This is a genomic window from Rhizobium sp. AC44/96 (assembly GCF_001692185.1).
Classification (GTDB): Bacteria; Pseudomonadota; Alphaproteobacteria; order Rhizobiales; family Rhizobiaceae; genus Rhizobium.
Genome location: NZ_LXKO01000002.1, coordinates 115,638 through 138,859 on the forward strand (window position 1 = coordinate 115,638; position 23,222 = coordinate 138,859).

A 23,222-nucleotide genomic window follows, 5' to 3' on the forward strand; every position below is an offset into this window, starting at 1 on the left:
GGACGGCCTCCATGTCTAGAAATTCCATTTCAACATCCGTTCCCATCCAATCCCTAGACACTCTCAGACACCATTTATCCGTCCGCAAATGGTTCACGGAAACGATCCATGAGGTCTCAGTGACTTAGGTTTCGCAGTACGGCGCCGCGGGCTCAAATGCCTCTAGGAGCCAAGTGTGTTGAATTATCACCGCTAGAGAGAAGAGGCAGCCTTTCGGCTGCCGCTTGGCCTACATTCCAGCTTCGGTCATCCAGGCCTCAGCATCAGCCCCTCCAGGAATGCGGAGCGGCGTCTTAGGCTGGGTGGCGGCGCGCCAGACCGCTTCGGCTACATCCCGTGCATAGGTTACCGGGCCTTTATCTTCCTGCACGTTCTTCACGAACTGCTGCAGGAGTGACGCATAGTCAGGATCATCCAGGCCGCGCAAATGGGGCCGGGCATTGGCGCCAAACTTCGTTTCCGGAGACCGGCCTGGTAGAACGATGTGCACACGAACTCCGAATGGCTCCACTTCCACTGCCAACGACTCGGAGATGGCGTTCACCGCAGCCTTGCTCGCGCGATAGACTCCGATGACCGGAAGCGTCCTGACCGTTACCGTGGAGGTGACATTGATAATGACACCCGCCCGACGCTGGCGCATTTGCGGAAGGAAAGCCTGGATCATCGCCAACGTTCCGATCGTGTTGATCTCAAACAACGACCGAACCGTTTCCGGTGTTGTGAGCTCGATCGGCGATGGTGCGCCTAGGCCGGCGTTGTTCACCAGGACATCAACCGGGCCAGCAGCTTTGACGGCCTCCCTGATGCTCGTCGGATCAGTGATGTCGAGGGGCAGCAGTCTAAGACCAGTGGCGGCCGGTAGCACCGCCGCGTCGGGGTTGCGCATCGTCGCGATCACATCCCAGTCGCGTTGCAGAAAGAGCTTTGCTGTTTCCAAGCCAAAGCCAGACGAGCAGCCGGTAATTAGTATCGTAGGCATATATGTCTCCGGATCAAAAGGAACACTCTGACCGTAGTGACCCGCAGCCGGACTTGATATAGGCTGAGATCCTCATTTCTTTAGTATAAGTCTTGATATGGCCGTTGATCCCCTTGCCGAAATCGTCACGTTGCTCCAGCCCGCCGCTCGTTTCTCCAAACTGGTGGAATGCAAGAACGCGTGGCGAATTCGACGTGGGGCCATGGGCGAGCCGTTCTACTCGGCAATCCTGAAGGGCAGTTGTCGCGTCAAGTTCGGGCACGGCGAACCGATCGTTCTTCACGCTGGCGACTTTGTCCTGGCGCCTGCCGCGCGCGACTTGGTCAACGAGAGCGTCGAAGCACCGTCGCGCCCGATTGAAACAGTTCCGGTCCAGGTTGCAGAAGGCCATTTTCGCGTTGGTCCCGAGGAGGGGGCCGCCGATCTCGTCATGCGCATCGGACACTGCAGCTTCGGCGCGCCAGACGCCAATCTTCTGGTATCGCTTCTTCCAGACGTGGTCGTCGTCCGTGGAGAACGTCGCCTTACGACGCTGATGGAGTTAATCGGCGAGGAGACGCGGGGGCGACGACCCGCCCGCGATCTCGTGCTCGAGAGACTGCTGGAGGTGGTGCTGATCGAGGCCCTACGGTCAGGGACTGACCACACCGCTGCTCCCGGACTGCGTCGCGGCCTCGCCGACGAACGCCTGTCTTGCGCACTACGCGCGTTTCATGGACGTCCGGCGCATCCATGGACCGTCGCAGATCTTGCGGCGGCTGCGTCTCTCTCACGGTCGGCCTTTTTTTCGCGGTTCAGCCGCATCGTCGGGGTGCCGCCCATGGAGTACCTGCTTGCTTGGCGCATGGCCCTCGCAAAGCAGTTACTGCGTATGGGGGGAATTGGCGTGGACCAAGTGGCGGAACGTGTCGGGTACGGCTCGGCAAGTGCGTTCAGCGTGGCGTTTGCTCGGTACGCGCGCGTCCCGCCGGCGCGGTATGCGCGCACCCATCGAGCGGATTGACCGCAAACAGCAAATTGTTGGAAGTGGCGTCGACCTTGTTCACGCCTGCACCGGCAGAGGCTCCGCCTCATGACGGGATGCCACCCGCTGAATGCGCCACGATACGGACAAAGCAGCGCGCCGATCGAAATAGGCCTTCCGGTAGACGTCGGTCGTCGGTCAATCACAGGGGCGGCGGGTCGGATGATTTAACTTCCCGATAGTGCACCAGCGCAGGCGCTGGTTCATTCCCCGAACAGGATGGCCCCATAGTCGGTGGCGCCATGTAAGATGTGGATGATGACCACCCTTCCGGCTTCGACGCGGTAGAAGATCAGATAGTTTCCATGAACGCGACAACGAATATGATGGTGCTCGTAGCGGGGGACGAGGGCGAAGCCTCGCATAACGTCGTTGGCTATGAGGACCGAAACTGGCTGATCAAAACCCACTTTGAGGCAGCCCACAGCCTACCATGAGCCGACGGACTTGCGCAGGTGGCACAATTGGGGCAGAGCGTTTTGAGCTTTGAAAGCACGACGTCTCGCCGCAGCTTTCTCTCGCTCTCGGCGCTGGCGTGTTGCGCCCCACCTTCAGCACCGGCCGGATGGTGGGGCAGCAGTCGACGCCTCACCCAGATGGATCCGCCCTCCAAGACGCCCACGGCTTTCGAGCCGGCCGTCATGTGCGGCCCGATCGCGGGTGGTGGGTTCCTGATCAGGTGGTTTCCTACCGCAGATCGATTTACGCCACTATCGCCAGCAGGTTTTCGATCACGATCTTTGAGCGCCCGGACACTATCGTCGTCGACATCCCCTCGCGTCTCCGCTTCACGACTCGATCCATGCCGGTTCATCCGCTCTGCCGTCGCCGGCCAGGCCCGACAATGCAAGCAAGCGGCTAGGTGCCGAACTCTGGAAAGCTTTCATTCAGCAAAGTCATTGAATGTCTACTCGCCGATAAGTAATTTGCAACCTCAGCTGGATTCAATGCTTTCCAGCCGCATGGAGACATCAATGTTACAAAGCCTGCAAAACATCATCCTCAGAATGGTTGCGCAGGGCGACGAGCTACAAGCGACCTTGGAAAGACTTTGCGTTGAAGTGGAGTACCTTCTACCGGGCGCTGTTGCATCGATACTGACGCTCGATGATCAGGGGCGCCTACACCCATGTGTCGGACCCAGCTTGCCTATGAGCTACTCGATAGCGCTTGACAATCTCGAGATCGGCCCGGCGGTTGGTTCGTGCGGATCAGCGGCTTTTCTTGGCGAAGCGGTGATCGTTGATGACATTGAGCATGATCCGCGATGGGCTGAATTCAAGACCTTGGCACTGCCTCACAGTCTCAGGGCGTGTTATTCCAATCCGATCTTTGGCAGCAAAGGCAAGATCCTTGGCACGTTCGCGCTTTATTTTCGGGACGCACGCGCACCTTCTATTCTTGAACAAACCATCGTAGAGAGCTGTTTACCGGTGTGCATGATTGCGATGGAGCGTCACGAGCGGTTGCGGGAATATCGCCGACTTGCCTTCACCGACGTCCTGACCGGGCTACCCAATCGCGCAAAATTCAACGTCGCGATGGACGAAATGTTGCCGGGTGACTGGGCGCTTTTGCTTGTCGATGTCGACAACCTGAAGGTCGTCAACGACACGTTTGGCCATGCGGCCGGCGATGACCTGATTGCATCGGCTGCACGAGGATTGCTGAGCGTCGTCAGCCCTCGGGCCGTCTATCGCCTAGGGGGCGACGAGTTCGCGATCGTCCTCGAACCCGCTTCGGGCACTGAAGCGGAGGATATCGCTGCAGAGTTTGCCCGAAAGGTCCATCAGCCAACCCTATGCGCCGGTCATACGGTGTTTCCATCCATCACCGTCGGAATCGCGCACTCCGAGCAAAGATATTCGGCGGAAGAAGTCCGCCACTTCGCCGACCTCGCCCTTTATCATGCCAAGGACAAAGCCCGCGGTGGCTTTGTGACCTATGACGCGGCATTGACATCGACAATTGCGCAGCGCTACGAAGTTGTGCAGAGCGTAGCGACCGCCTTGAGGGATGATCGTTTCGAAGCCTGGTACCAACCGATCGTCCGCATCGATACCGGAGAGATCGTCGGCGTCGAAGCTTTGGCGCGCATGCGTCTGGTGACTGGCGAGGTGTTGCCGGCCGCCGCTTTCCATGAAGCCACGAAAGATGCCCATGTCGCGGCATCCCTGACACGCACGATGATCAAGCACATTTCGATGGACCTCGGTAGCTGGCTGAGATCGGGTATCCCAATCCAGCATGTGGGGATCAATCTCTCCGCCGCAGATTTTCAATGTGAGGATTTTCCGGAGAGCCTCCAAGCCGCGTTCGCGCGGGAGGGTGTTCCGCTCCATCACGCAATTCTCGAGGTGACTGAATCCGTTTATCTAGGTGGACGAGATCAGATCGTTGCCAAGAAGATCGCCTCGATGCGTGCGGCTGGCTTCAAGATTGCGTTGGATGACTTCGGCACTGGCTTTGCCTCACTCACTCACCTGATCACAATCCCGGTCGACCTGATCAAGATCGACAAATCGTTTACCGATCGGTTGGGTGACGATGATGTGGGTGTAGCGATTGTTGAAGGTATCCTCCATATCGCCAAGCGAATGGGAGTCCCTGTGGTCGCAGAGGGCGTGGAAACGCCTGCGCAGGCCGAAATGCTCCTGACGCGTGGCTGCACCCTTGGCCAAGGATATCTTTATGCCAAGGCGATGCCCGCTTCCGAAATGGGTGTTTTGCTTCGGGCCCGCGGCCAAAAGACGGACAAGGTGGCCGCTCGCGTTAACGTTGGGGGCGCCCCAGGTCGATCCCTGCTGATACAGAAGGGGAAGGCGCGAAGAGTTGACGCCTCCAATTTCTAAAACGTCGGGAACCCGCTATGGCCCGTCTGGCCTCAGCAGACGTGGAGAAAATTTTCGTCACATACGGCAGGAGCGTACTTCCTCAAGACAATGTGCTGCCTACATTTCCCGAAAACGATGAATGGTCCGTAATACTGGAAAGGTCGGGGCGCGTTCTCGCTCGACATAGACACCAACATCCTGACGCCAACGTCGGAGTTCAGGAAGATCTATGGTCTCTCAAAGCGCAGCTGGTGGATATCTCGGCAGTCGAGGCGCGCGTCTTCGATGAGGATAAGGAGATTGGAGCCAACGCCAGGAGCCGCCGCACTGGTCAGTCGCTGCTGGATGTCGAATATTGCATTCGACGGGGGAAATGACGGCCAGAAGCGCGAGATCGCCCGGCGAGGCGAATTCGAGTTCGATCCTGCGGGAAAGCCTGTCCGTTTCGTTGGTGTCGTCCAGGATGTGACGGATGGCCGCAAGACCGGCGAGACCTGAAAAATTGCGAAGCGCGCTTTCGAGCGCTAGCTCAAGCGATACCCAAGCACGTCTGGACGGCGAGGCCCGATGGCCGCTCGACTGTTTCAACGAGCGATTTTACGAGTACGCAGGAAAGCACGCGGGCGAACTGGACGGTGAGCTGTGGATAGGCATCGTTGGCCTGAAGCATGCGCCGAAACAGTCGGAAAAAGTTCGGCTGCCTGACGCTTCCGATGCCGGCAGGCCTGCGATCCGATCTTGGCCCCGCAGGCAATCCTTGACCTCGCGAACTCCGACAATCCTCCTCTTCATCGCCTGCTGGGAAGCGATGCTCTCCGTCGCACACGCAGCAAAATCGATCAGGTCGTCGAGGAGATTGACGCGTGGGAGGCCATCACGCGTTGGACGAATTTCCCAGGGGCATAGGGAGGCCGGTCTGTTCCTGTCCCGGATTTCATCAAGGAGAGGTTTCTCGACCGCGCAAGTTTTCACCCGTCCTATGCCGCGACGAACTTAAAGTGAATACCCGTTCGGTTTAAATTCTAGCGCAGGTTTCTGTAACGGGAAGTCGGGAACAGGGTCCTGTGTTTCGTGACAGGACCCTGTCTTTGAGAAAGGTACCAGTAGGGGCGTCGGCACCCATCACAAACGCGAGCGCAGACGACCTTTCCAAGGCCCGAGCTCAGTGCCTAATACGATCCAGGACAGCCACAAGATCACCGACCGAACGGCTGGTGGTCGGCTTTCCACTCCCTCGATCTTGCTCCGATTACGCTAAGAAGACGTATCTAGGCAGACTAAAAAAAGCCGTGAAAAGCGCGGGAAACCCTCGTAAAAAGGTCAATTCCGCGATGGTTGGCCATTGACGCCAGCCAGCTTCGTGAAGCCGCCACATCGTTAACGGGTGAAGTTCCGAGGGGTGCATGTCGAAGGCAGAAGAAGGCCACGTGATTATTTCGAAGGCCGTTCAGAAATGGTATCGCCACTATCAGGTCGCTTGGGATGACGAGGCTTCATCTTTTCTTTGTGATGCCGCCCTCAAACTTTACGACAACGGTTTTCGTTCTGTGGAGGAAGTCGCTGACAGGCTCATTAAGACCTATGTTGGCGTCCCCGATACTCGCGTTAATGCCTGTTCTTGAGATTCGGTTCGTTGAGTTGCTAGGTCCAAAATAATCAGCACTCGTCGCCTACGGCAGTTGGGGGTAATTAGTTTGGCGTACAGCGTCCCGCTTCATCACAGGTGAAGAGAGTTTCAAGGCGCACACAGGAAATCAAGCTTGACCGTACAGTCAACCGTTCAGGCGTCGAAGTTCTCTTCACCCCCAATGCGGCGTCGAACAGGCCTCCAGCCGGGCACACGAGATGCAAATGAAGGGCTTCCCATGACGGGTGTGGCCCCGAGGTTCCATCTCAGCCACCGGGACGGCCACGATTGGATAACCAAAACGCGGCCCCTGAGTGACCGGTCCGCAGGGGCGGTGATCTAGATCCCGGTCGTTGTGGCGCGCTGTCCGTTGTGGCGCATCAAGCGGGATCATACTCCTCGACGTTGCGCATAGCTTTCAGATCTTCTGGTTCCTCTCCAGAGTGGGGACACGCGTGCGCAATTCTTCTTGGACCAGTGGCCAAACTACATTCATCGGTCCTTGACCGTGCCACGGGGGCTTCTGGTAGCGAGCCTCGGATGGTTCTGAGCTCCTGCGGCTGGATCACCTAAGCCTGCTCGGAACGTCCTGAAGCGAGATAGAGACGGTTCAGAATTGCCTTGACATGTCGAGGCCAAACCTCTGGCTTTGTAATCCGTCGCGATCGACCGTGGCACTGTAACGTCCGGTGATCGTCCCGGCGCGACCAGACGCCAGCGTCATGCCAAGGCCGCTCCGTGAGATCTTCCTAGGATTGTGATAAAGTCCCTCGGCGCGTGTCAGGAACTTGGTGTGTTCATATCCTTCAGGGCAAGCTGTCGCCGGCACCATTGGCCTCGTTGCCTTCAACCACCAATCGTCCACGGAGCTGTTCGATAGCACGTTGAAAAACGGACGGATCGTCCAGTGCCCGAGAAAGAACAATTGCTCCTTGAATAGCAAGAACGGCCTCCTCCGCGAGGATGCGCGACTGTTTCGCGTCACGGCCTTGCCGGGTAAGCGCTGACTGCAACGCGTCCACCCAAGCGATGAAGTAACCCCGAATGGCTTGCGCGAAAAGGTCACGCGTATTGGAAACTGCCAACGCTCCGACAAGGCACACGCGCCTGCCGGACCTGAAATATTGGGCCGTCGAGTCGAGCATTGCTCCGATGGAGCCATTCGCGTTGCGCTCGTTACGCAACGGCGAATAGACGGCATCCTCGAACCATTGGCCGATTTCGTCGAGAACGGCCCGCACCATCTCTTCCTTTCCGTTCGGGAAGAAATGGTAAAGGCTGCCCTTTCCAAGGCCGGTGGCCTTGCCAATCAAGGCAAGGCTTGCACCCTCATAGCCATGTTCGCGGAAAACTTCGGCCAACGGGGCTATAGCGTCGGCTCTTTCAGCGACCATACGGGCCATGATTAGAGGCCCAGATCGCTGAGGCTGGGATGATCATCCGGCCGACGGCCAAGAGGCCAGTGGAACAAACGATCGCTTTCAGAAATCGGCATTTCATTGATGCTCGCGTGTCTGTGCGCCATCAGACCGTCCTCTGCGAATTCCCAGTTCTCGTTACCATACGCCCGGTACCAGCGGCCGCCATCGTCGCGATATTCATATGCATAGCGTACCGCGATGCGGTTGCCTGTGAAAGCCCAAAGCTCCTTGATAAGGCGGTAGTCGTGTTCCTTGTTCCACTTACGTGTCAAAAATGCCTGGGCTTCTTCGCGATTGCTCGCGAATTCCACGCGGTTGCGCCAGCGGGTATCGAGCGTATAGGCGAGAGCGACTTTGCCCGCGTCTCGGGTGTTCCAGCCGTCTTCGGCCAAGCGAACCTTCTCGATGGCAGATTCGCGGGTGAATGGAGGGAGTGGGGGCCGTGACATTTCGATCTCCTTTGTCAATTAATCTGTACCGAGTGGTAATCACTGTACCGATCAGTACAATATGCGAAAGAATGGGGGAGTCAAGCAAGTCTTGCCGCAGCTGAAATATTTCTGAGCGTTTTTCAGTTCGTGGACAGCGTGCGCCGGTTCCCGAAACAGTTCAAAACGAAGCGAGCAGTCCGTACAGCCAGGCGCTCGGACGCACCGGTTTCATGCGAAGAACGCTACGAAACCCGCGATCGAAACGATCACCGGCCGGCCCCAGCGATCGCAGAACGAATATTTCCGGCTATGCGCCCAACCCCCGCCCGTTCCTTCAGATTGGCTGGCATGCCGCTCGCCGCGGAAAAAGGTAATTCTCTAGTATGCGGTCCGCACCTCGGTGAGGGGTAGTGGCGCCCCAAAACTATCTGATCCCTCGCATTGTCCCATAATAGGGGGCACGCCGTAGTTCCGTCCTTCAACGCCTTATTTGATTGAAAGAGATGGCCACGGGTTCAACTGCCACGACAAGGCGTACAATACCGTGCCTCGGGGCCCTGCAGATCTTGAACAGTACGGAAAGATCCCGCCGTTCGTCCACCACTCGGACGATCTTCGCGCAAGCAAAGGTCGGCTTGTGTCACAAAATCTGCCGGCATGTTTTCTTCGGCGTCTATGTCAAGTTGCCTCGAGATATAAAGCCCTGGCCCAGGTCAATCGTGACAATGCGGTACTGTCGGCAGCACCAGTGGAGTGAATTTTTTCGAGCATGATTGGCCTCGATAATCATGTGGAAGCCTCATGATACTATTGGGCCGAGTTGAAAACTCCGATCCATTTCAGAAGAAGCGGACTGGAGCGTTATGAGACTACGGAACTTGGCCTCCGTGGGACACTTGTCACCGGCAAGGCATTCAGATCCTAGCCGCGCCGGTGCAACAGAGTCAGGCCGAACACGAGCAGTCCCAGCAGCGTTACGGAAAAGCCGGCCCAGGCGGAGGACAGGAGACCATAGCCAGCTCCAACCGCGACACTGCCAGCCCAAGCGCCGATCGCATTGGCGACATTGAGCGATGCAAGGTTCATCGCGCCCATGAGGCTGGGAGCTTCAGGCGCTAAGCGGGTCAACCTTACCTGGATGGTCGGGATCGCTGCCATCATGGCCGCACCAACGCCGAACACGGCGGCGAAGAAGATCCAGGGATTGGTGCCGCCAACCGCCAGCGCAGCTAGGATCAGCAGTGTGCTACCGAAACCAAGGACGATTCCGCGTGCAGGATAGAGATCGGCGAGCTTGCCGCCAAAGACGTTGCCCACCGTCATACCGATTCCGAAAATCGCCAGCGAGGCAGGAATCATGTCGGGCGACAATCCTACAACGTCGGTGACCAGCGGTGCAATGAAGGTATAGACGGCGAAGATGCTGGCGATGCCGAGTGCCGCGACGATCATAACGCCCCAGACCTGTGGCGTACGAAGCGAAGACACCTCCTGGATCACCGGAACGCCATCGAGCGCCCTGGTGCGCGGCACCCATTGGAAGATTGCGGCGAATGCGAGAAGCGAAAAGGCCGCGACTGCAAGATAGGTTTCACGCCACCCGATCGTCTGCCCCAGAAGGGTCGCCAGAGGTGAACCGAAGATCGTCGCAACCGTCAGTCCGGTCATCACGATGGCAAAGGCCTTTCCGGCCTGCCCCGGCCCGACGATGTAGGAGGCGACGACAGCGCCTGCACCGAAATAGGCACCCTGTGGCAGGCCGCTGATGAAGCGGGCCAGCATAAAGAAGCCGAGGTTGGAGGCCATGGCCGACAGGACGTTACCGGTGATGAACAAGCCATGAGAGCAAGAAGCAGAGTGCGGCGATTGAGCCGTGCGGCGGCAAGTGTCACAAGTGGAGCGCCGATGACGACGCCGAAGGCATAAGCGGCGATCGCACTGGTCGCATCGGGAATGCTGACGCCGAGGCTCTCGGAAAAGAGCTGGATAATGCCCATGCTGGCGAATTCCGAAGTTCCGATCGAGAAACTGCCGAGCGCCAGCGCCAGCAGTGTCAGATTGCGGGAACGCGCATTATCGGCTGGCGCTTGGATGTAGGTGTTAGCTTGCGAGACGATTTCCATGATGCTGATCCTTTCCGAAACCGTGTGGGGAACAGTCTTTTGCGGAACTCACGTCCGGCTTGCTGCTCTGACGAGCAGATCTCACATCGGATGCGCGATCAGTAGACGCGGATTGTTCTCAGCATTTGAGAAACCGTTTCACAGGAGGGTTTTTTTGGCGACCGAGGGCTCGCTCCAGGCCAGCGGGATCTGAAGTCACCCTTCAGCAACTGCGCTCTTCCCCGGTGCAACTGAGGCGTCTCCTCGACGATGTTTACCTAATTCCGTATTGATCTCCAGGACGATCCCGCCGTCGAGCGAGCGGTTTACCATCTTTTGGGTAGGCAATCTCCGTAGCGGACGCCGCGAGATCGTTCTGCCGATAGAAGGCCTCGCCGCAGCGCCGATCCACGTCGTTTTTCCGCACAGGCGCCTCGCCGCCGCGAAAGTCAGGGTGTTTGTCGGCTTTCTGGCACTGAAATTAAAGTCGGCCCAGACACCCAATTGAAATCAATCAGACGCAAACGTGAAGTCGTTAGTTCGAACCGGTAGAAGACCGCGGCGCTCGGAAGAACTTTCGACGCTGCAACTGCTTAGCAAAAAGAGCACCGCAATTTCGTCTTTGCTAAGGACAGCGGTTGATGGCAATGTGGCTGCCCGTCGTTTGACAATCAATTGCCTCCAGCTAATGTACCCATGTGGCATACGAACGGTGAGGCTTAGTAAGGCGTACGGGGACCCGCCTTAATGGGACGGTTTTTCGCTGCCAGAGGAAGGGGTGTCATAGGGCTCTTTGGAGGCAACACCTGTGACTTCCCTTCCGTCATCTTCCACCAATCCCTGCAATGCCGGCGTATTGTCAGTAGAGTTCGCTTGCCTGCCAATGGTCAGACGGTTTCTCCGCCTTGATTTTGACGGCTCGAAGATCAGCTGACAGGTGTGACGTCACGTTTCGTCACATGATGGGATCGGAGATTCTCTCTCAAATTTGGGGGCTGGCTCCGCTTATCCGGCAGGTGGTTCTAGATTTGAACTTGCCGTAGGTCTGAACGCAGACGGGCTCAAAGCCGAGCCCGTCGGAAGGGCGTATTTCTAGATCGGTGGTGGAGCAGCTATCTCCGCGCCGCGTCGCCCGCCCTCGGCGGACCAAGCGGGCTCGAACCCAGGGATGAAGGCCCGATTTACCTTGCTATTGAACGACCAATGATAGCTAACTCTGTCTTCAGAAGGAGAAGACTCAGATGGCCAAGGGTCAGGTAAGAAGCAATAAAGAAGCCAGGAAGCCCAAAAAGGACAAGGGCGATAGCAAAAGCGCCTCGCCCGCAGTTGGTTCTCAGGTCAGGGACAGCCAAACCGCCAAGAAGTAAGAAACTAAAGCGAAAACTTTCCTGCCCTATCGCCGGACGAGGAGAATTAGTGTCAAACATCACGCCGCGACGCGGCCAAGCCGATCGTGGGTTTTCGGCGCGAGAACCGTACCACGCGGCAACTTTCGCTAAGAAGCATGGCATCGCTGCGAGCGATGCGACTCGCATTATCAACACGCATGGGTCTGATCGCGATGCATGTGACAAGGCCGCCAACCGATTGAAATAGGCAATTGGCTGGCCGCGTTCAAAGACCTAAAGGCGGCGGTCGCAACACTGGCCTAGGACTATCTCTGACAGCCAGGCATGTGGAGTCAGGTCGAACGAAAACGATTGGGCTTGGTCAAGGCCGTAACGTCAAGGACTTTGTCCATGATTTCGGCCGGCAGCGTACCTGCTTCACTGAGAAGGTCACGCAGGTTGCGGCCGCTCGATAGGATTTCTTTCGCCAGCAAGGTCGCACTTTCGTACCCAATGAGGGACGTCAGAGCCGTAGCGAGAGCTGTGCTGGCCTCCAGATTTTGTCGGCAGCGTTCTTCGTTTGCCGTGATGCCAAAAACACATTTGACGGTGAGCGTTTTCACGACGTTCGTCAAAAGCGTCATGGATTGCAGCAGGTTGAAGACGATGACAGGCTCCATCGCATTAAGCTGAAGCTGTCCCGCTTCCGCCGCAAGGGTCACAACTAGGTCGGCGCCAATAACCTGAAAGGCGACCTGGTTCACGACTTCGGGGATAACAGGGTTGACCTTGCCAGGCATGATCGAAGAGCCAGCCTGTACGGCGGGGAGGGATATCTCCCCCAGGCCCCCCCGCGGACCGCTGCAAAGCAGGCGAAGGTCGTTGGATATCTTCGAGAGCTTCACTGCCGTGCGCTTGAGGGTTCCCGAAAAGGAGACGAATGCGCCGGTATCCCAGCATGCCTCGACGAGATCGGATGCAGGAAGGACGAACACGCCGGAGACCTCGGCGAGTTTCTTGATGACGATCGAGGCATATGCCGGATCGGCGGTTATGCCCGTACCGATCGCGGTTCCCCCAAGGTTCATTTCCCGCAGAAGGTCGGCCGCATCATTCAACCGAGCGATGTCCTCGCGCAGTGTCACCGCGAACGCCATAAACTCCTGTCCAAGCGTCATGGGGACCGCGTCCTGCAATTGCGTCCGTCCCAGCTTTAAGATGTCGGCGAATTCCGCAGCTTTGCCTTCGAACGCGATTGCCAACGCTTCAATGGCTTCGGACAGAGCCCGATAGCTCAACAGTACTGCCAGTCGGATCGCCGTCGGATAGACGTCGTTGGTTGACTGGGACAGATTCACGTCATTGTTGGGATGAATGACGTCAAACGCGCCCCGCGGGTGATCGAGAATCTCGAGCGCCACGTTGGCAATCACCTCATTCATGTTCATGTTCGTCGATGTCCCGGCTCCCCCCTGGAAGACGTCGAGAACGAACTGGTCCCTGAATCTGCCTTTAACAATCTCGTCGCAGGCCGCCGCGATCGCAGTTGCTTTGACGTCATTGAGGTCGCCAATTTCGAGGTTTGCGAGGGCCGCTGCCTTCTTCACGTACGCCAGTGCCCGGATGAACATTGGGTAGTGTCCGATAGTGATGCCAGAGATTTGAAAGTTATCGATCGCCCTGGCGGTTTGAGACCCATAGTAAGCGCTATCGGCGACGTCGACGAAACCTAGGGAATCTTTGTAACGAGTCGTCATCGGTTCCACATCCTCTGTAACCATCTCTTGCACTCCAGCATCGGCCGGTTCTGGCCATCTCGCTTTTGGGGCGAGTTAGATCAGGCCGAATGGGATGCCCTTTCCCTCAATCGAACGACCCTGGAAGTCTTCACGGACGCCTTGCGATCTTCGAGAATCATGTCGGCACCCTTCATGGCGATCATCGCGGTTGGGGTATTCGTGTTGCCTGAGACGATAAGCGGCATGATAGACGCATCGATAACTCGAAGTCCCTCGATTCCGATGAAACGAAGGCGCTCGTCAACGACGGCGTCGGGATCATTGCGCTGGCCCATCTTTGCCGTGCTGGTGGGATGGAAGATCGTCGTACCGATATCGCCGGCCGCTTTCGCAAGCGAGGCGTCGTCGTCGCCGACCGAGGGGCCTGGCAGATATTCTTCCGGACGAAGCGAAGCCATCGCTGGCTGCCTTACCAGGCGTCTCGTCACCCGGATTGCATCTGCTGCAACCTGACGGTCCTCGTCTGTCGACAGATAGTTCGGTTTGATAACGGGCGGCTTGGCGAGGTCAGTCGTTGTGGTCCTGACGTAACCGCGGGATGTGGGACGGAGGTTGCACGCCGCGATCGTGATGGCGGAGAAGCGGTGGAGAGGGTCGCCGAACTTGTCCAGGGAAAGCGGCTGGACGTGAAATTCGATATTTGCTCGTTCCTGCGCCGGGTCGGACTTTGTAAAGATACCAAGCTGAGACGGAGCCATTGTCAGCGGGCCGCGACGGCGGAAAATATAATCCAGGCCCATCAACGCCTTGGAGATCGGGTTGTGGTAGCTATCGTTGAGCGTCTTCGCCCCGTGGATTTTGTAGATTGCCCTCTGTTGTAGGTGATCCTGCAAATTGCGGCCGACGCCTTGCTTGTCAACCACGGTCTCAACGCCGATCCGGGAAAGCCATTCGCCAGGCCCGACGCCAGATCGGTGGAGAACCTGTACCGATCCGATAGCACCTGCGCTCAGGATGATTTCTGCGTTTGCCGCAGCGACGACGTCGCTGCCGTCGGGCCGGCGGAAACGGACTGCGGTGGCACGCCCGTCGCGTATGTCAATTTTGTCAACGAGGACGTTGGTTTCCAAGGTCAGGTTGCCTCGGTGAAGCGCCGGCTTCAGAAAGCCACGAGCTGACGACCAGCGGCGACCGCGCTTCTGATTGACATGGAAGTAGCCAGCACCGTCGTTTTGACCAAGATTGAAATCGTCTGTCGCCGGGACGCCGATTTCGCCGGCAGCGGCGCGGACGGCATCTAGCACCGGCCAGGATATACGCGGGGCCTCAACTCGCCAGCCACCACCCGATCCGTGATACTCGCCCTCGCCCATGAAATGGTCTTCCAGGCGCTTGAATACCGGCAGGACATCCTGCCAACCCCAGCCCGACAATCCTAGCGAACGCCAGGTGTCGTAGTCAGCCGCCTGGCCGCGCATAGCGATCATGGCGTTGATCGCGGAGCATCCGCCGATAACCTTTCCCCGTGGGTAGGCAAGCGATCGGCCATTCAGGCCTTCTTCGAGCTCGGTGCGGAACATCCAGTCCGCCCTCGGATTGCCGATGGCAAACAGGTATCCGACGGGAACGTGAAACCAAATCCAATTATCGTTGCCACCGGCTTCGAGCAGAAGAACGCGGTTCTTCGGATCTTCGGACAGGCGGCTTGCGAGAATGCACCCTGCCGTGCCGGCACCGATCACGATGTAGTCAAAAGGGGCGTCCATCCCGGTCTCCTCCTAAGGTTTCCAAAGTGGATGCGCTTTGAAGGCTCTTGCTGCAACGCCAAAAAATGCAGATAGAATGTGCCAAAAAAGGTGATGAGCATGGATTGGGACGACCTAAGGATATTCTTGCAAATCGCTCGAACGGGACAAATCGTCGAAGCCGCGCGGCTTCTCGATCTCGACCATTCTACGGTAAGCCGCAGGCTGAGTAGGCTTGAAGAGGCGGTCGGAGCGAAACTCTTTAATCGTGCCGGTCGCCGACTGAAGATCAATGCGTCGGGCCGGGATCTTCTTTCAATCGCATCCAGGGTGGAATCGCTTCTGCTTAGCGAAGTCGGCACCATAACCGATGAAGGCGGCCCGGTGTCCGGCGTTGTCCGCATTGGGGCGCCGGAAGGCCTGGGCGCGGCGTATGTCAGTTCTCATCTAGACGAGCTCCGCGCCGGGCACGAAAGCCTCGAGGTCGAACTTGTCGCGCTTCCACAGAACTACTCGCTGGCCTCACGCGAGGTCGACATTGCGATAACGCTGGATCGTCCGCGAAGCGGAAGCGTGGCGACCCGGCGGCTGACTAACTATGGTCTGGGTTTCTTCGCGTCTGCCGACTACCTTCAACGCTATGGCCGGCCCCAAGCACTGGAGGAGTTGGCGGACCACCGGGTGTGTGGCTACATTCCGTCATTGCTCCATACACCGGAACTTGATTACCTGGATGCAGTCGGTGTCCCTCTGAAGGCGGCGCTCCGGAGCACCAGTATCATTGCCCAACGGACAATGGTCGAGACAGGCCAGGCTCTCGGGATACTGCCGTTTTTCATGGTGCAGCCCGGAGCTTCGTTGATACGATTAATTCCTGATTTCGAGTTAAAGAGAAGCTATTGGCTGTCGATACACGAGGACCTTCGGCGACAGGCGAGGGTGAGGGTTGCGGCAGAAGCGTTCGCTTCTATCATACACCGTGATCATCTTCTGTTTTCGGGCACGGGCCCGAGCAATCCCCAAGTTTAGTCGGTCGACCGAGGGTCGCCCAACATCTTGATACATGGTGTTGGAGGCCCTCAGGAGTTCGCCGGATATTGATCGACATTGTCCTTCGTGATCAACATCGATTTTAGCGTTATCTACTGGTCAATTTCCTCACCGCGGATGCCCGTCTGCGGCGACACCGGCAAGCTTGAGAGGGCTGCCCGGCTCTAGGAAATCGCCGCTGAGAGCGTTACTTCTTTGATCGCCCGGCGTGCGTCGACCTGAAGTCGATGCCGACCCGGCAGCCGTTCGCGGATGATCGCAAGCGCGTGTTCGATCGGGCAAATAGCCGACGGAACTGCGGAGATGCCCCAATAGCGGTACGGCTTTGGTAGAGCGTCAGTTTGCGTCAGTTCAGCAGCTACTGCGAAATTGACCCGGCACACCGCCAGCCGCACCATCGCATTCGAAGTGCAACAGCGTTTTGTGGGGGAAGAGATGTATCGGATGCAATTGGCGTTGGCGTATGTGTCACCTTTCGTTTCCTTGCGCCAACCATACAGCACGCCGGTCGCCGGAGAGCGCACACCCAAACCGGAAGAGCGGGAATCCACGCCACCAACACTCTCGTTGCTGGCATGCATGCGAAAGCGCTGTTCGGCTAGTAATCGACCGCGGTGAACGAGAGCTTTGGGCACGCGGGAGCTTCAGCTTCAGGCGATCTCGGTCCCCAACTGCGGGGGTCGATATTGCGGGCTTGTCGTTGGCTCATGTTGGGGTCGATTGGTGCGATGTCAGTGGTCGCCGGTTGTGCTTTCGCCCAGTCTTCGACATTGGGGCGCTGCCGCGATCGTATCGCCGAAAATCAGTTCGGGCTTCACGCGCAAGTGCCGCGGTGGGGACGCGCCTTTTTGAGCAGGCTGGACAGACTGGAGAAGAGCTTCCGACAGCTTCCCGATGTCAAGCCGGGAGACGGTCAGAGTGCTGTTCCGTTCGCCTGTCAGGTGCTTGCGTGATCCGCAGTCGAAAGCCACAACGGAAATGTCTCGCCCAACGGACATGCCGTTTGCGGTTGCCGAACGGACGATTGCATTGCCCACCGTTGGATTTGGACAGAAATAGGCTGTTGGCTGCGACGCCGCAGGCCGATAGGAATTGAAGGCACCTTTGACGGTCGTCACAAACAGCGTCTGTGTACTGCGTGTTGCGGGCGGGTATTCGGCCTGAGCCGTTCGAAAGCCTTCCAGGAAGTCGTCGACATAGGACGACAGGTAATGGCCACTGGGAAGGCGCTGCGATTTTCCCCTGTCCATTTACCACTATGATCCCATCCAACGGGGCTTTTGGAAGCAACTTCCCTGCCGCCGTAAGACCGTTGTCGTGAAGCGGTGGAATGGAGATCAGATGATATCTCTGGGCGAATGCGTGCGCTGTGAGGACCTGGAACAAGCTCGCGTCGAGTTCCGAGAATGGATGACCTGACGTTGGCCAGACCACGCCTATCGCATTGGAACTACCTGCACCCAACTGCCGGGCAGTCTGACATGCCCGATAGCCTGTCTCGGCCACAGCCTTCATTACTCTGCGGCGCGTCGCTTCCGCCACCTCCGGATAGCCGTTGACCGCACGACTGACGGTCGTCTGAGACAGACCCAGAAGCTCCGAAAGTTGTTTGAGGTTTGTCGGCATGACGGGAATGGAGGCCACGTTGAGGGGAGAACCATAATGTGACGAAGCGGTGTGGCCGGCCACACCGTTTCGGGTTTTAATGTTTGAGAGCCAGAAGTCTGGATGCCATTGCGTTTAACTGCGATCCGCCAAGCGCGAGTTCCATAAGCTCGATTCGGTTTCCTTCGGGGTCTTTCACCCACGATTGCCGGTTACCGTCGCGTCCGAGAGTTATGGCAGTGCCCTCGACACCGTAGATTCCAGAGAGGTCTTCGTGCCACAGGCACATAGTCGCACCGCGCTCTCGCAGCTTTGCGACAACGAGATCCAAGTCCTCAACATCGAGGCAGATGTGTTGATAGCCTCTGGCGTCAGGGGAGGGAGTGTCTGTTCCCACCGCCCCCGGAAAAAGCTCAAGGTACTGCTGGTCGTTAATTCTCAAATAGACGAGGAAAAGCGAGCCGTCGGCATTGTTAAGCCGAAACATCTCGGTGAAGCCCATGACTTCTTCATAGAAACGAAGTTGCGAGTGGATGTCGATGACTTTCAGGGCCACGTGAGTAAAGCCAACGAACAACTGGTCCGGCTGAAACGAGATCAGTCGGTTGTACGCGATCTTCCATTTCGAGACGAACATGGAGAACGTCGCAGGGTCATCATGGCATGCTACGTGGGTGGCGAGACGCGGCATCGCCCTGAGCGCTGCGATGATCAATGCCCAGTTGGTCGATCCGTGTCCCGGGACTGCCCGCGGAGGGCCGGCTTCCTGGTTGTCGTTGATGTCGAGAAGCCTTGCGGACACGATCCTTCCAGCATGCGCCTTCAGCAGGTCAGTGGTGCTACGCGCCGATCGAATGACCCAACCCAAATCAATCTGCCAATCCATGCCCGGCGCGAACCTGAGGAGGATCTCGATCGGGGCGTTGCCGCCTAGGTTCTCGGCAATTTCGACCTCGCCGTTGCGCCAGGCGAAACGCAAGCCCATTTTGCGAAGGGACCCCTCGATCGCGTTTAGTGTCGACGCCAAGCGTTTCCACTCAACTGACGTGGAAGGAGTATCGCTTTCGCCAGGAAGGGAAGATATTATCGTGTGTACGCCAAGGGCCCTGCAAATTCCGACCGCAGCATCGATATCGCTCTCAAGATCCAACAGCGAGAAATGGGCTTGGGGCATCCTGATTTGAAGTCGATGAGACGCAAATAGGAGTGCCTCTACATCGCCCTTCGCGATGTCGACTTCGATCCCGTCGTAACCCAATGCCACGGCGTGTTTCGCCATGGTTTCAAGCTGCTCAAAGTTCCGTGTCGAAGCGATATGAACGAGCGTCGCCATGTGATGATCCGCGTCCGGTCAGAGATTAAAAATACGTGACGGCTCCCGCCCCTTGTCAGGACTTGGGATGGAACTCGATCGCCATCCAGATGGCGTCCGTGTCTGTCCAGCCTCGATGCCAGGGATAGACAAAGGTGCGCTTGTCTACGACCCAGACGATTGGATCGTGCGTATCTCCGGGAGAGGCGCTGATTTCCCGGTACATCTCCGCGCCGGCCTGATCTTTGAAAAGCTGGATACGGCCATGGCCGAAAATCTGGGTGTGAAGCTCGATGAACGAATGGGCGTTGTGGATTACCGCGTCAGTTCGCGCTGGAGCCCACCAGAGATTAAGCTGAATGTCGTAGCTCTGAAGCTCATCCTTGGGTTCCGGATTGTTGGAGAACGTCCAGGGATTGAGTTCGACCTCGCCGACAATATCCTTAGCGGATATGTAGAGTGGGGTCCGTCGTGGAAACTCGGGCATCGTCTCGCCCAGCCACTTCCAGCCGTCGAGTGCGATCCCACCGAGATTGATATCGTCCGGCACGTGTACGATCGACGCACGCTCCGCATGGATGATGACGCCGTCCTTTATGACCGTTGAGCGCCATGGAGGGACAACGCCGATCGGGTTACCTGCGATGTACATTGGCGTTCCAGAGAGGTTTGTAACGACGCCCGTCGTCCTGTAGTCGCGGGCGTCGTACACCATGTGTGCCTTGACGAAGGTGCCATCGAATGCCAGAGGTCTCTTGTGGTTTTCGTTCTTCATGGCCCTTCGCTCATGTTCTGTTTGGCTTGTGAACTCGCCGCTTCTTAGAAGCCGCGACCCTTGACGTACTTGGCGCGCAGATCGCCAAGGTATGCCGGAACTGTGATATCCCACCAGCCCGTGACGTGCATGTTCGAGTACGGACGCTCGATCGCGCAGATGGCGTCAATGAGGTACGGTTTGCCGGAGGCCAAGGCTCTCTTGATAGCCGGGCCGATCTCGGCGGGATCCGTCACGCGTTCTGCCTCGCAGCCGAGCGACTTCGCAACACCCGCGGCATCGGCCATCCAAGGCTCTCCATCCGGCGTCTTGAAGTGCGTGATGATTTCGCGGTCTTCACCGAACATGTTGAGCTGGAGGTTACGGATTGCACCCCAGCCGCCATTATTGATGACGAGGAAGATCGCGTTCGCGCCAAGCATCGCGGCAGTCGCGAGTTCAGTCCCGGTCTGGAGGAACGCACCGTCGCCGAAAATCGCGCAGACCGGAACTTCCGGCTTGCCAAGCTTCGCGCCGATCGCCGCCGGCAGAGCGAAGCCGATTCCGGACATGCCGCCAGGCGTGATGTGCTGACGGGGACCGTAGACCGGGAATTCGTTGAAGACCTGGTTCTGCGGGTTCGAGCTATCGGTCACGACGATCGAGTCACGCGGAAGAGCCTTGCGGGCTTCTACCAGCACCTGCGATGCCGTCATCGGCTGGACGTTAGCGGTACGGAGCGGACGGAGGAACTCCTCCCATTCGACCTTGCGCTCAAGGAGCTCCTTGAACTGTGCGGTTTCCTTGTAATTCCGTGGCTTGCCCTTCTTCTTCAGGCCAGCCAGGATCTCGGACAGCACAGCCTTGGCGTCGCCTACGATACCGACCTCGACTGGATAGTTCTTGCCGATTTCGAAGCCGTCGAGATCCACCTGGATCAGCTTGGTCTTGGGAATGTCGAAGGTCACGCCCGGCTGATAGGAGGACGTGATGCGATCCGAAAAACGGCAGCCGATGGCGAGCAGGACGTCTGCCGAGCGCGTCATTGCATTGCCCGGGATCGAACCCAGGTCGCCGCATGCACAGGCGAACAGCTCGTGGTCTTCCGGGAACGAGCTCTTGCCCATGAACGAAGTCGTAACCGGGGAACCGATGAACTCGGCGATTTCACGCAGGACGTCGGTCGCCTCAGAGATGATTACGCCGCCGCCAGCCAGGATGACCGGGCGATCGGCCGAGAGGAGCAGGTCAACCGCTTCGGCGATATACGCCGGGTCACCGTAGGCCTTGGCCGCGGTGCGGCGCTTCTTGCCGTCCTTGATGACGACCTTGCCAGTCTCGGCCTGAACGTCCTGCGGAACGTTGATGAGAACTGGACCCATGCGGCCTTCGAGCATCGAGTTGAAGGCCTGCTCCATCATGTTGGGGATCTGTTCGACGTGGCTCGGGTTGAACCAACGCTTCACGACAGGCTCCGCCATGCGCGGGAAGTTATCAGAGTGCGGACGGTCGATTTCCTGCAACACGCCGCGACCCATCATATAGGTGTGCACGCCGCCGGTAATGATCAGCTGGGGCAGCGAGTCTGCATATGCAGTCGCGATGCCGGTCAGCGTATTGGTCGCGCCGGGGCCGATCGAAGTTACGACAGCGGCGACCTTGCCCGACGAACGGTAGTAGCCGTCGGCCATGTGAGAGGCGTTCTGCTCGTGCATTGCAGGCAGAAGGTTGATTTCTTCGGTGCGGTCGACGAAGGCATCCATCAATGCAGTGTCACCGTGGCCCGGAATGCCGAAAACGTGGGTGACGCCTTCACGGATGAGGTGATCGACGATGATCTGACCACCGGTCAGTTCCGTTGCTACCTGTTCCCCTTCAACTTTCTTATCGATCTTCACTTCGTTACCTCCAGGTTCTTTTCAACCGCGCTCGGTTCGACGGCGGTTGCGTAGTCGATATTTCTCTTGCCGTACCGGCGAACTCGAACGTTCGCTTGTTCGGCATGCCCGGCAAACCCCTCCATCATACACAGACGGGAAGCGTGCTCTCCCACAAGGGCGGAAGCTTGGTCTGTCAGGATCTTCTGATATGTGCAGGTCTTCAGGAATTTCCCTACCCATAGCCCACCAGTGTATCGTGCCGCGCGCATCGTCGGCAGCGTGTGGTTAGTTCCGATGACCTTGTCACCGTATGCAACGGTAGTACGGGCACCAAGGAACAGTGCTCCGTAGTTCTTGAGATTGTTCAGGAACCAGTCATCGTCGCTGGTCATCACCTGAACGTGTTCGGATGCCACGCGATCGGCTTCTGCCAGCATTTCCTCGCGGGTATCGCAAAGCATGATCTCACCGTGATTGCGCCATGCCTCGCCGGCGATCTTGGCCGTGGGCAGGATGCGCAGGAGACGGTCGATTTCCGAGAGCGTGTCATTTGCCAACCTCTCGGAATTGGTGATTAGGACCGCCGGTGAATTGGTACCGTGTTCTGCCTGGCCGAGAAGATCAGTGGCAACCAGCTCTCCGTCTACCGTATCATCAGCGACGATCAGAACCTCGGTCGGACCGGCGAACAGATCGATGCCGATACGGCCGAAAAGAAGGCGCTTTGCTTCGGCAACGTAGGCGTTGCCGGGGCCTGCAAGAACGCTTACAGGCTCGATCGTTTCCGTGCCGACCGCCATTGCGGCGACAGCCTGAACGCCACCGAGCGCGTAGATCTCGTCTGCACCAGCAAGATGCTGGGCAGCGACGATCAGCGGAGCCGGTGTTCCCTTGAAGGGAGGGGCACAGGTGATCACGCGTTCACAACCAGCGACCTTCGCAGTTAGAACGGTCATATGGGCCGAGGCCAAGAGAGGATATTTGCCGCCGGGAACATAGCAGCCAACGCTATCGACCGGTACGTGCTTGTGGCCGAGAATGACGCCTGGCAACGTCTCAACTTCGAGCTCGTGCATGGTCTCGAGTTGCGCCTTGGCGAAATTCCGCACCTGGTGCTGTGCGAATTCCATATCCTCGCGCTCTTGCCGGGAAATACTGTTCACGCAGGCATCGATTTCAGACTTGCTCAGGCGGTAGTTTTCGCGGTCGAGACCGTCGAAGCGGATAGCCAGTTCCCGAACGGCTTTGTCGCCGCCTTTTTCAATCTCGGAGATCAGGTTCTGAACTGTGCTTGTGACCGCTTCATCGTGGAAGTTCGACGCCGCCGCGGAGGGGCGTTTTAGGTGTCTAATCATAGCGTTATCCTACTTCTAATTCCGCGATACCCG

General features: G+C 57.9%; 18 protein-coding genes and 3 pseudogenes. 7 read left to right on the forward strand and 14 right to left on the reverse strand.

Annotation, left to right across the window (positions count from 1 at the left end; genetic code table 11):
• Window positions 1–229 precede the first annotated feature (229 nt).
• Window positions 230–982: an SDR family oxidoreductase gene (locus A6U87_RS06295; protein WP_065690390.1), complete on the reverse strand. Its 753-nt coding sequence runs from the start codon at window positions 980–982 to the stop codon at window positions 230–232.
• Window positions 983–1,079: 97 nt separating this feature from the next.
• Between A6U87_RS06295 and A6U87_RS06300 the strand changes: the two genes are divergently transcribed.
• Complete coding sequence (locus tag A6U87_RS06300) at window positions 1,080–1,985, forward strand: AraC family transcriptional regulator (RefSeq protein WP_065690391.1); 906 nt, start codon at window positions 1,080–1,082, stop codon at window positions 1,983–1,985.
• Window positions 1,986–2,209: 224 nt separating this feature from the next.
• On the opposite strand, the pseudogene A6U87_RS29165 reads toward A6U87_RS06300, so the two are convergent.
• Window positions 2,210–2,365 (reverse strand): annotated as a pseudogene (locus tag A6U87_RS29165) (type II toxin-antitoxin system RelE/ParE family toxin); the annotation flags it as partial.
• 615 nt (window positions 2,366–2,980) lie between these two features.
• Between A6U87_RS29165 and A6U87_RS06310 the strand changes: the two are divergent.
• From A6U87_RS06310 to A6U87_RS06320, 3 genes are all read left to right on the forward strand, one after another.
• Window positions 2,981–4,858, forward strand: coding sequence for a bifunctional diguanylate cyclase/phosphodiesterase (locus A6U87_RS06310; RefSeq protein ID WP_083199289.1), 1,878 nt, complete (start codon window positions 2,981–2,983; stop codon window positions 4,856–4,858).
• Window positions 4,859–5,140: 282 nt separating this feature from the next.
• Window positions 5,141–5,338 (forward strand): hypothetical protein, encoded by a 198-nt coding sequence (locus A6U87_RS29570; RefSeq protein WP_141683914.1) that lies wholly within the window; start codon window positions 5,141–5,143, stop codon window positions 5,336–5,338.
• Window positions 5,339–6,243: 905 nt separating this feature from the next.
• A complete protein-coding gene (locus tag A6U87_RS06320; protein WP_065690395.1) occupies window positions 6,244–6,462 on the forward strand; it encodes a hypothetical protein in 219 nt (72 codons plus the stop codon).
• An 811-nt stretch (window positions 6,463–7,273) separates the two neighbouring features.
• Here A6U87_RS06320 and A6U87_RS06325 read toward each other — a convergent pair.
• From A6U87_RS06325 to A6U87_RS06335, 3 genes and pseudogenes are all read right to left on the reverse strand, one after another.
• Window positions 7,274–7,870, reverse strand: a complete 597-nt coding sequence (locus tag A6U87_RS06325) for a TetR/AcrR family transcriptional regulator (RefSeq protein WP_065690396.1) — start codon at window positions 7,868–7,870, stop codon at window positions 7,274–7,276.
• A 2-nt stretch (window positions 7,871–7,872) separates the two neighbouring features.
• On the reverse strand, window positions 7,873–8,337 hold the full coding sequence (locus tag A6U87_RS06330) for a DUF1348 family protein (RefSeq protein WP_065690397.1): 465 nt from the start codon (window positions 8,335–8,337) through the stop codon (window positions 7,873–7,875).
• A gap of 903 nt (window positions 8,338–9,240) precedes the next feature.
• Window positions 9,241–10,442, reverse strand: a pseudogene (locus tag A6U87_RS06335) (MFS transporter).
• Between the two features lie 1,220 nt (window positions 10,443–11,662).
• On the opposite strand from A6U87_RS06335, the gene A6U87_RS30570 reads away from it, so the two are divergent.
• Window positions 11,663–11,788, forward strand: coding sequence for a hypothetical protein (locus A6U87_RS30570; protein WP_275078377.1), 126 nt, complete (start codon window positions 11,663–11,665; stop codon window positions 11,786–11,788).
• A 49-nt stretch (window positions 11,789–11,837) separates the two neighbouring features.
• Window positions 11,838–12,017, forward strand: coding sequence for a DUF3606 domain-containing protein (locus A6U87_RS30365; protein ID WP_083199290.1), 180 nt, complete (start codon window positions 11,838–11,840; stop codon window positions 12,015–12,017).
• A gap of 85 nt (window positions 12,018–12,102) precedes the next feature.
• On the opposite strand, the gene A6U87_RS06345 is transcribed toward A6U87_RS30365, so the two are convergent.
• Together A6U87_RS06345 and A6U87_RS06350 are read right to left on the reverse strand one after the other, a co-directional pair.
• Complete coding sequence (locus A6U87_RS06345) at window positions 12,103–13,530, reverse strand: aspartate ammonia-lyase (RefSeq protein ID WP_083199291.1); 1,428 nt, start codon at window positions 13,528–13,530, stop codon at window positions 12,103–12,105.
• A gap of 56 nt (window positions 13,531–13,586) precedes the next feature.
• Window positions 13,587–15,254 carry a GMC family oxidoreductase gene (locus tag A6U87_RS06350; protein ID WP_065690399.1) on the reverse strand — a complete coding sequence of 556 codons (1,668 nt, stop codon included), beginning with the start codon at window positions 15,252–15,254 and terminating at the stop codon, window positions 13,587–13,589.
• A gap of 99 nt (window positions 15,255–15,353) precedes the next feature.
• On the opposite strand from A6U87_RS06350, the gene A6U87_RS06355 reads away from it, so the two are divergent.
• Window positions 15,354–16,262 carry a LysR family transcriptional regulator gene (locus A6U87_RS06355; protein WP_065690480.1) on the forward strand — a complete coding sequence of 303 codons (909 nt, stop codon included), beginning with the start codon at window positions 15,354–15,356 and terminating at the stop codon, window positions 16,260–16,262.
• Window positions 16,263–16,447: 185 nt separating this feature from the next.
• Here A6U87_RS06355 and A6U87_RS29575 read toward each other — a convergent pair whose 3' ends face one another.
• From A6U87_RS29575 to hisD, 7 genes and pseudogenes are all read right to left on the reverse strand, one after another.
• A complete protein-coding gene (locus A6U87_RS29575; RefSeq protein ID WP_141683915.1) occupies window positions 16,448–16,918 on the reverse strand; it encodes a hypothetical protein in 471 nt (156 codons plus the stop codon).
• A gap of 96 nt (window positions 16,919–17,014) precedes the next feature.
• Entirely contained in the window at window positions 17,015–17,533 is a 519-nt protein-coding gene (locus A6U87_RS06360; RefSeq protein WP_065690400.1) for a substrate-binding domain-containing protein, read from the reverse strand.
• A 160-nt stretch (window positions 17,534–17,693) separates the two neighbouring features.
• A pseudogene (locus A6U87_RS29180) lies at window positions 17,694–17,909 on the reverse strand (LacI family DNA-binding transcriptional regulator); the annotation flags it as partial.
• A 76-nt stretch (window positions 17,910–17,985) separates the two neighbouring features.
• On the reverse strand, window positions 17,986–19,221 hold the full coding sequence (locus A6U87_RS30370) for a VOC family protein (protein ID WP_244499433.1): 1,236 nt from the start codon (window positions 19,219–19,221) through the stop codon (window positions 17,986–17,988).
• A 55-nt stretch (window positions 19,222–19,276) separates the two neighbouring features.
• Window positions 19,277–19,975: a hypothetical protein gene (locus A6U87_RS06370; protein ID WP_065690401.1), complete on the reverse strand. Its 699-nt coding sequence runs from the start codon at window positions 19,973–19,975 to the stop codon at window positions 19,277–19,279.
• Window positions 19,976–20,019: 44 nt separating this feature from the next.
• Entirely contained in the window at window positions 20,020–21,852 is a 1,833-nt protein-coding gene (locus A6U87_RS06375; protein ID WP_198928676.1) for a thiamine pyrophosphate-binding protein, read from the reverse strand.
• Window positions 21,849–23,189, reverse strand: coding sequence for a histidinol dehydrogenase (hisD, locus tag A6U87_RS06380; protein ID WP_065690402.1), 1,341 nt, complete (start codon window positions 23,187–23,189; stop codon window positions 21,849–21,851). Before hisD ends, A6U87_RS06375 begins: the two co-directional genes overlap by 4 nt.
• Window positions 23,190–23,222 lie beyond the last annotated feature (33 nt).

What these genes read in the sequence shown, in the direction of transcription:
- A6U87_RS06295 (WP_065690390.1), bottom strand. Translation starts at nt 982, where the DNA reads ATGCCTACGATACTAATTACCGGCTGCTCGTCTGGCTTTGGCTTGGAA.
- A6U87_RS06300 (WP_065690391.1), top strand. Translation starts at nt 1,080, where the DNA reads ATGGCCGTTGATCCCCTTGCCGAAATCGTCACGTTGCTCCAGCCCGCC.
- A6U87_RS06310 (WP_083199289.1), top strand. Translation starts at nt 2,981, where the DNA reads ATGTTACAAAGCCTGCAAAACATCATCCTCAGAATGGTTGCGCAGGGC.
- A6U87_RS06320 (WP_065690395.1), top strand. Translation starts at nt 6,244, where the DNA reads ATGTCGAAGGCAGAAGAAGGCCACGTGATTATTTCGAAGGCCGTTCAG.
- A6U87_RS06325 (WP_065690396.1), bottom strand. Translation starts at nt 7,870, where the DNA reads ATGGCCCGTATGGTCGCTGAAAGAGCCGACGCTATAGCCCCGTTGGCC.
- A6U87_RS06330 (WP_065690397.1), bottom strand. Translation starts at nt 8,337, where the DNA reads ATGTCACGGCCCCCACTCCCTCCATTCACCCGCGAATCTGCCATCGAG.
- A6U87_RS30570 (WP_275078377.1), top strand. Translation starts at nt 11,663, where the DNA reads ATGGCCAAGGGTCAGGTAAGAAGCAATAAAGAAGCCAGGAAGCCCAAA.
- A6U87_RS06345 (WP_083199291.1), bottom strand. Translation starts at nt 13,530, where the DNA reads ATGGTTACAGAGGATGTGGAACCGATGACGACTCGTTACAAAGATTCC.
- A6U87_RS06350 (WP_065690399.1), bottom strand. Translation starts at nt 15,254, where the DNA reads ATGGACGCCCCTTTTGACTACATCGTGATCGGTGCCGGCACGGCAGGG.
- A6U87_RS06355 (WP_065690480.1), top strand. Translation starts at nt 15,354, where the DNA reads ATGGATTGGGACGACCTAAGGATATTCTTGCAAATCGCTCGAACGGGA.
- A6U87_RS06360 (WP_065690400.1), bottom strand. Translation starts at nt 17,533, where the DNA reads ATGGACAGGGGAAAATCGCAGCGCCTTCCCAGTGGCCATTACCTGTCG.
- A6U87_RS30370 (WP_244499433.1), bottom strand. Translation starts at nt 19,221, where the DNA reads ATGGCGACGCTCGTTCATATCGCTTCGACACGGAACTTTGAGCAGCTT.
- A6U87_RS06370 (WP_065690401.1), bottom strand. Translation starts at nt 19,975, where the DNA reads ATGAAGAACGAAAACCACAAGAGACCTCTGGCATTCGATGGCACCTTC.
- hisD (WP_065690402.1), bottom strand. Translation starts at nt 23,189, where the DNA reads ATGATTAGACACCTAAAACGCCCCTCCGCGGCGGCGTCGAACTTCCAC.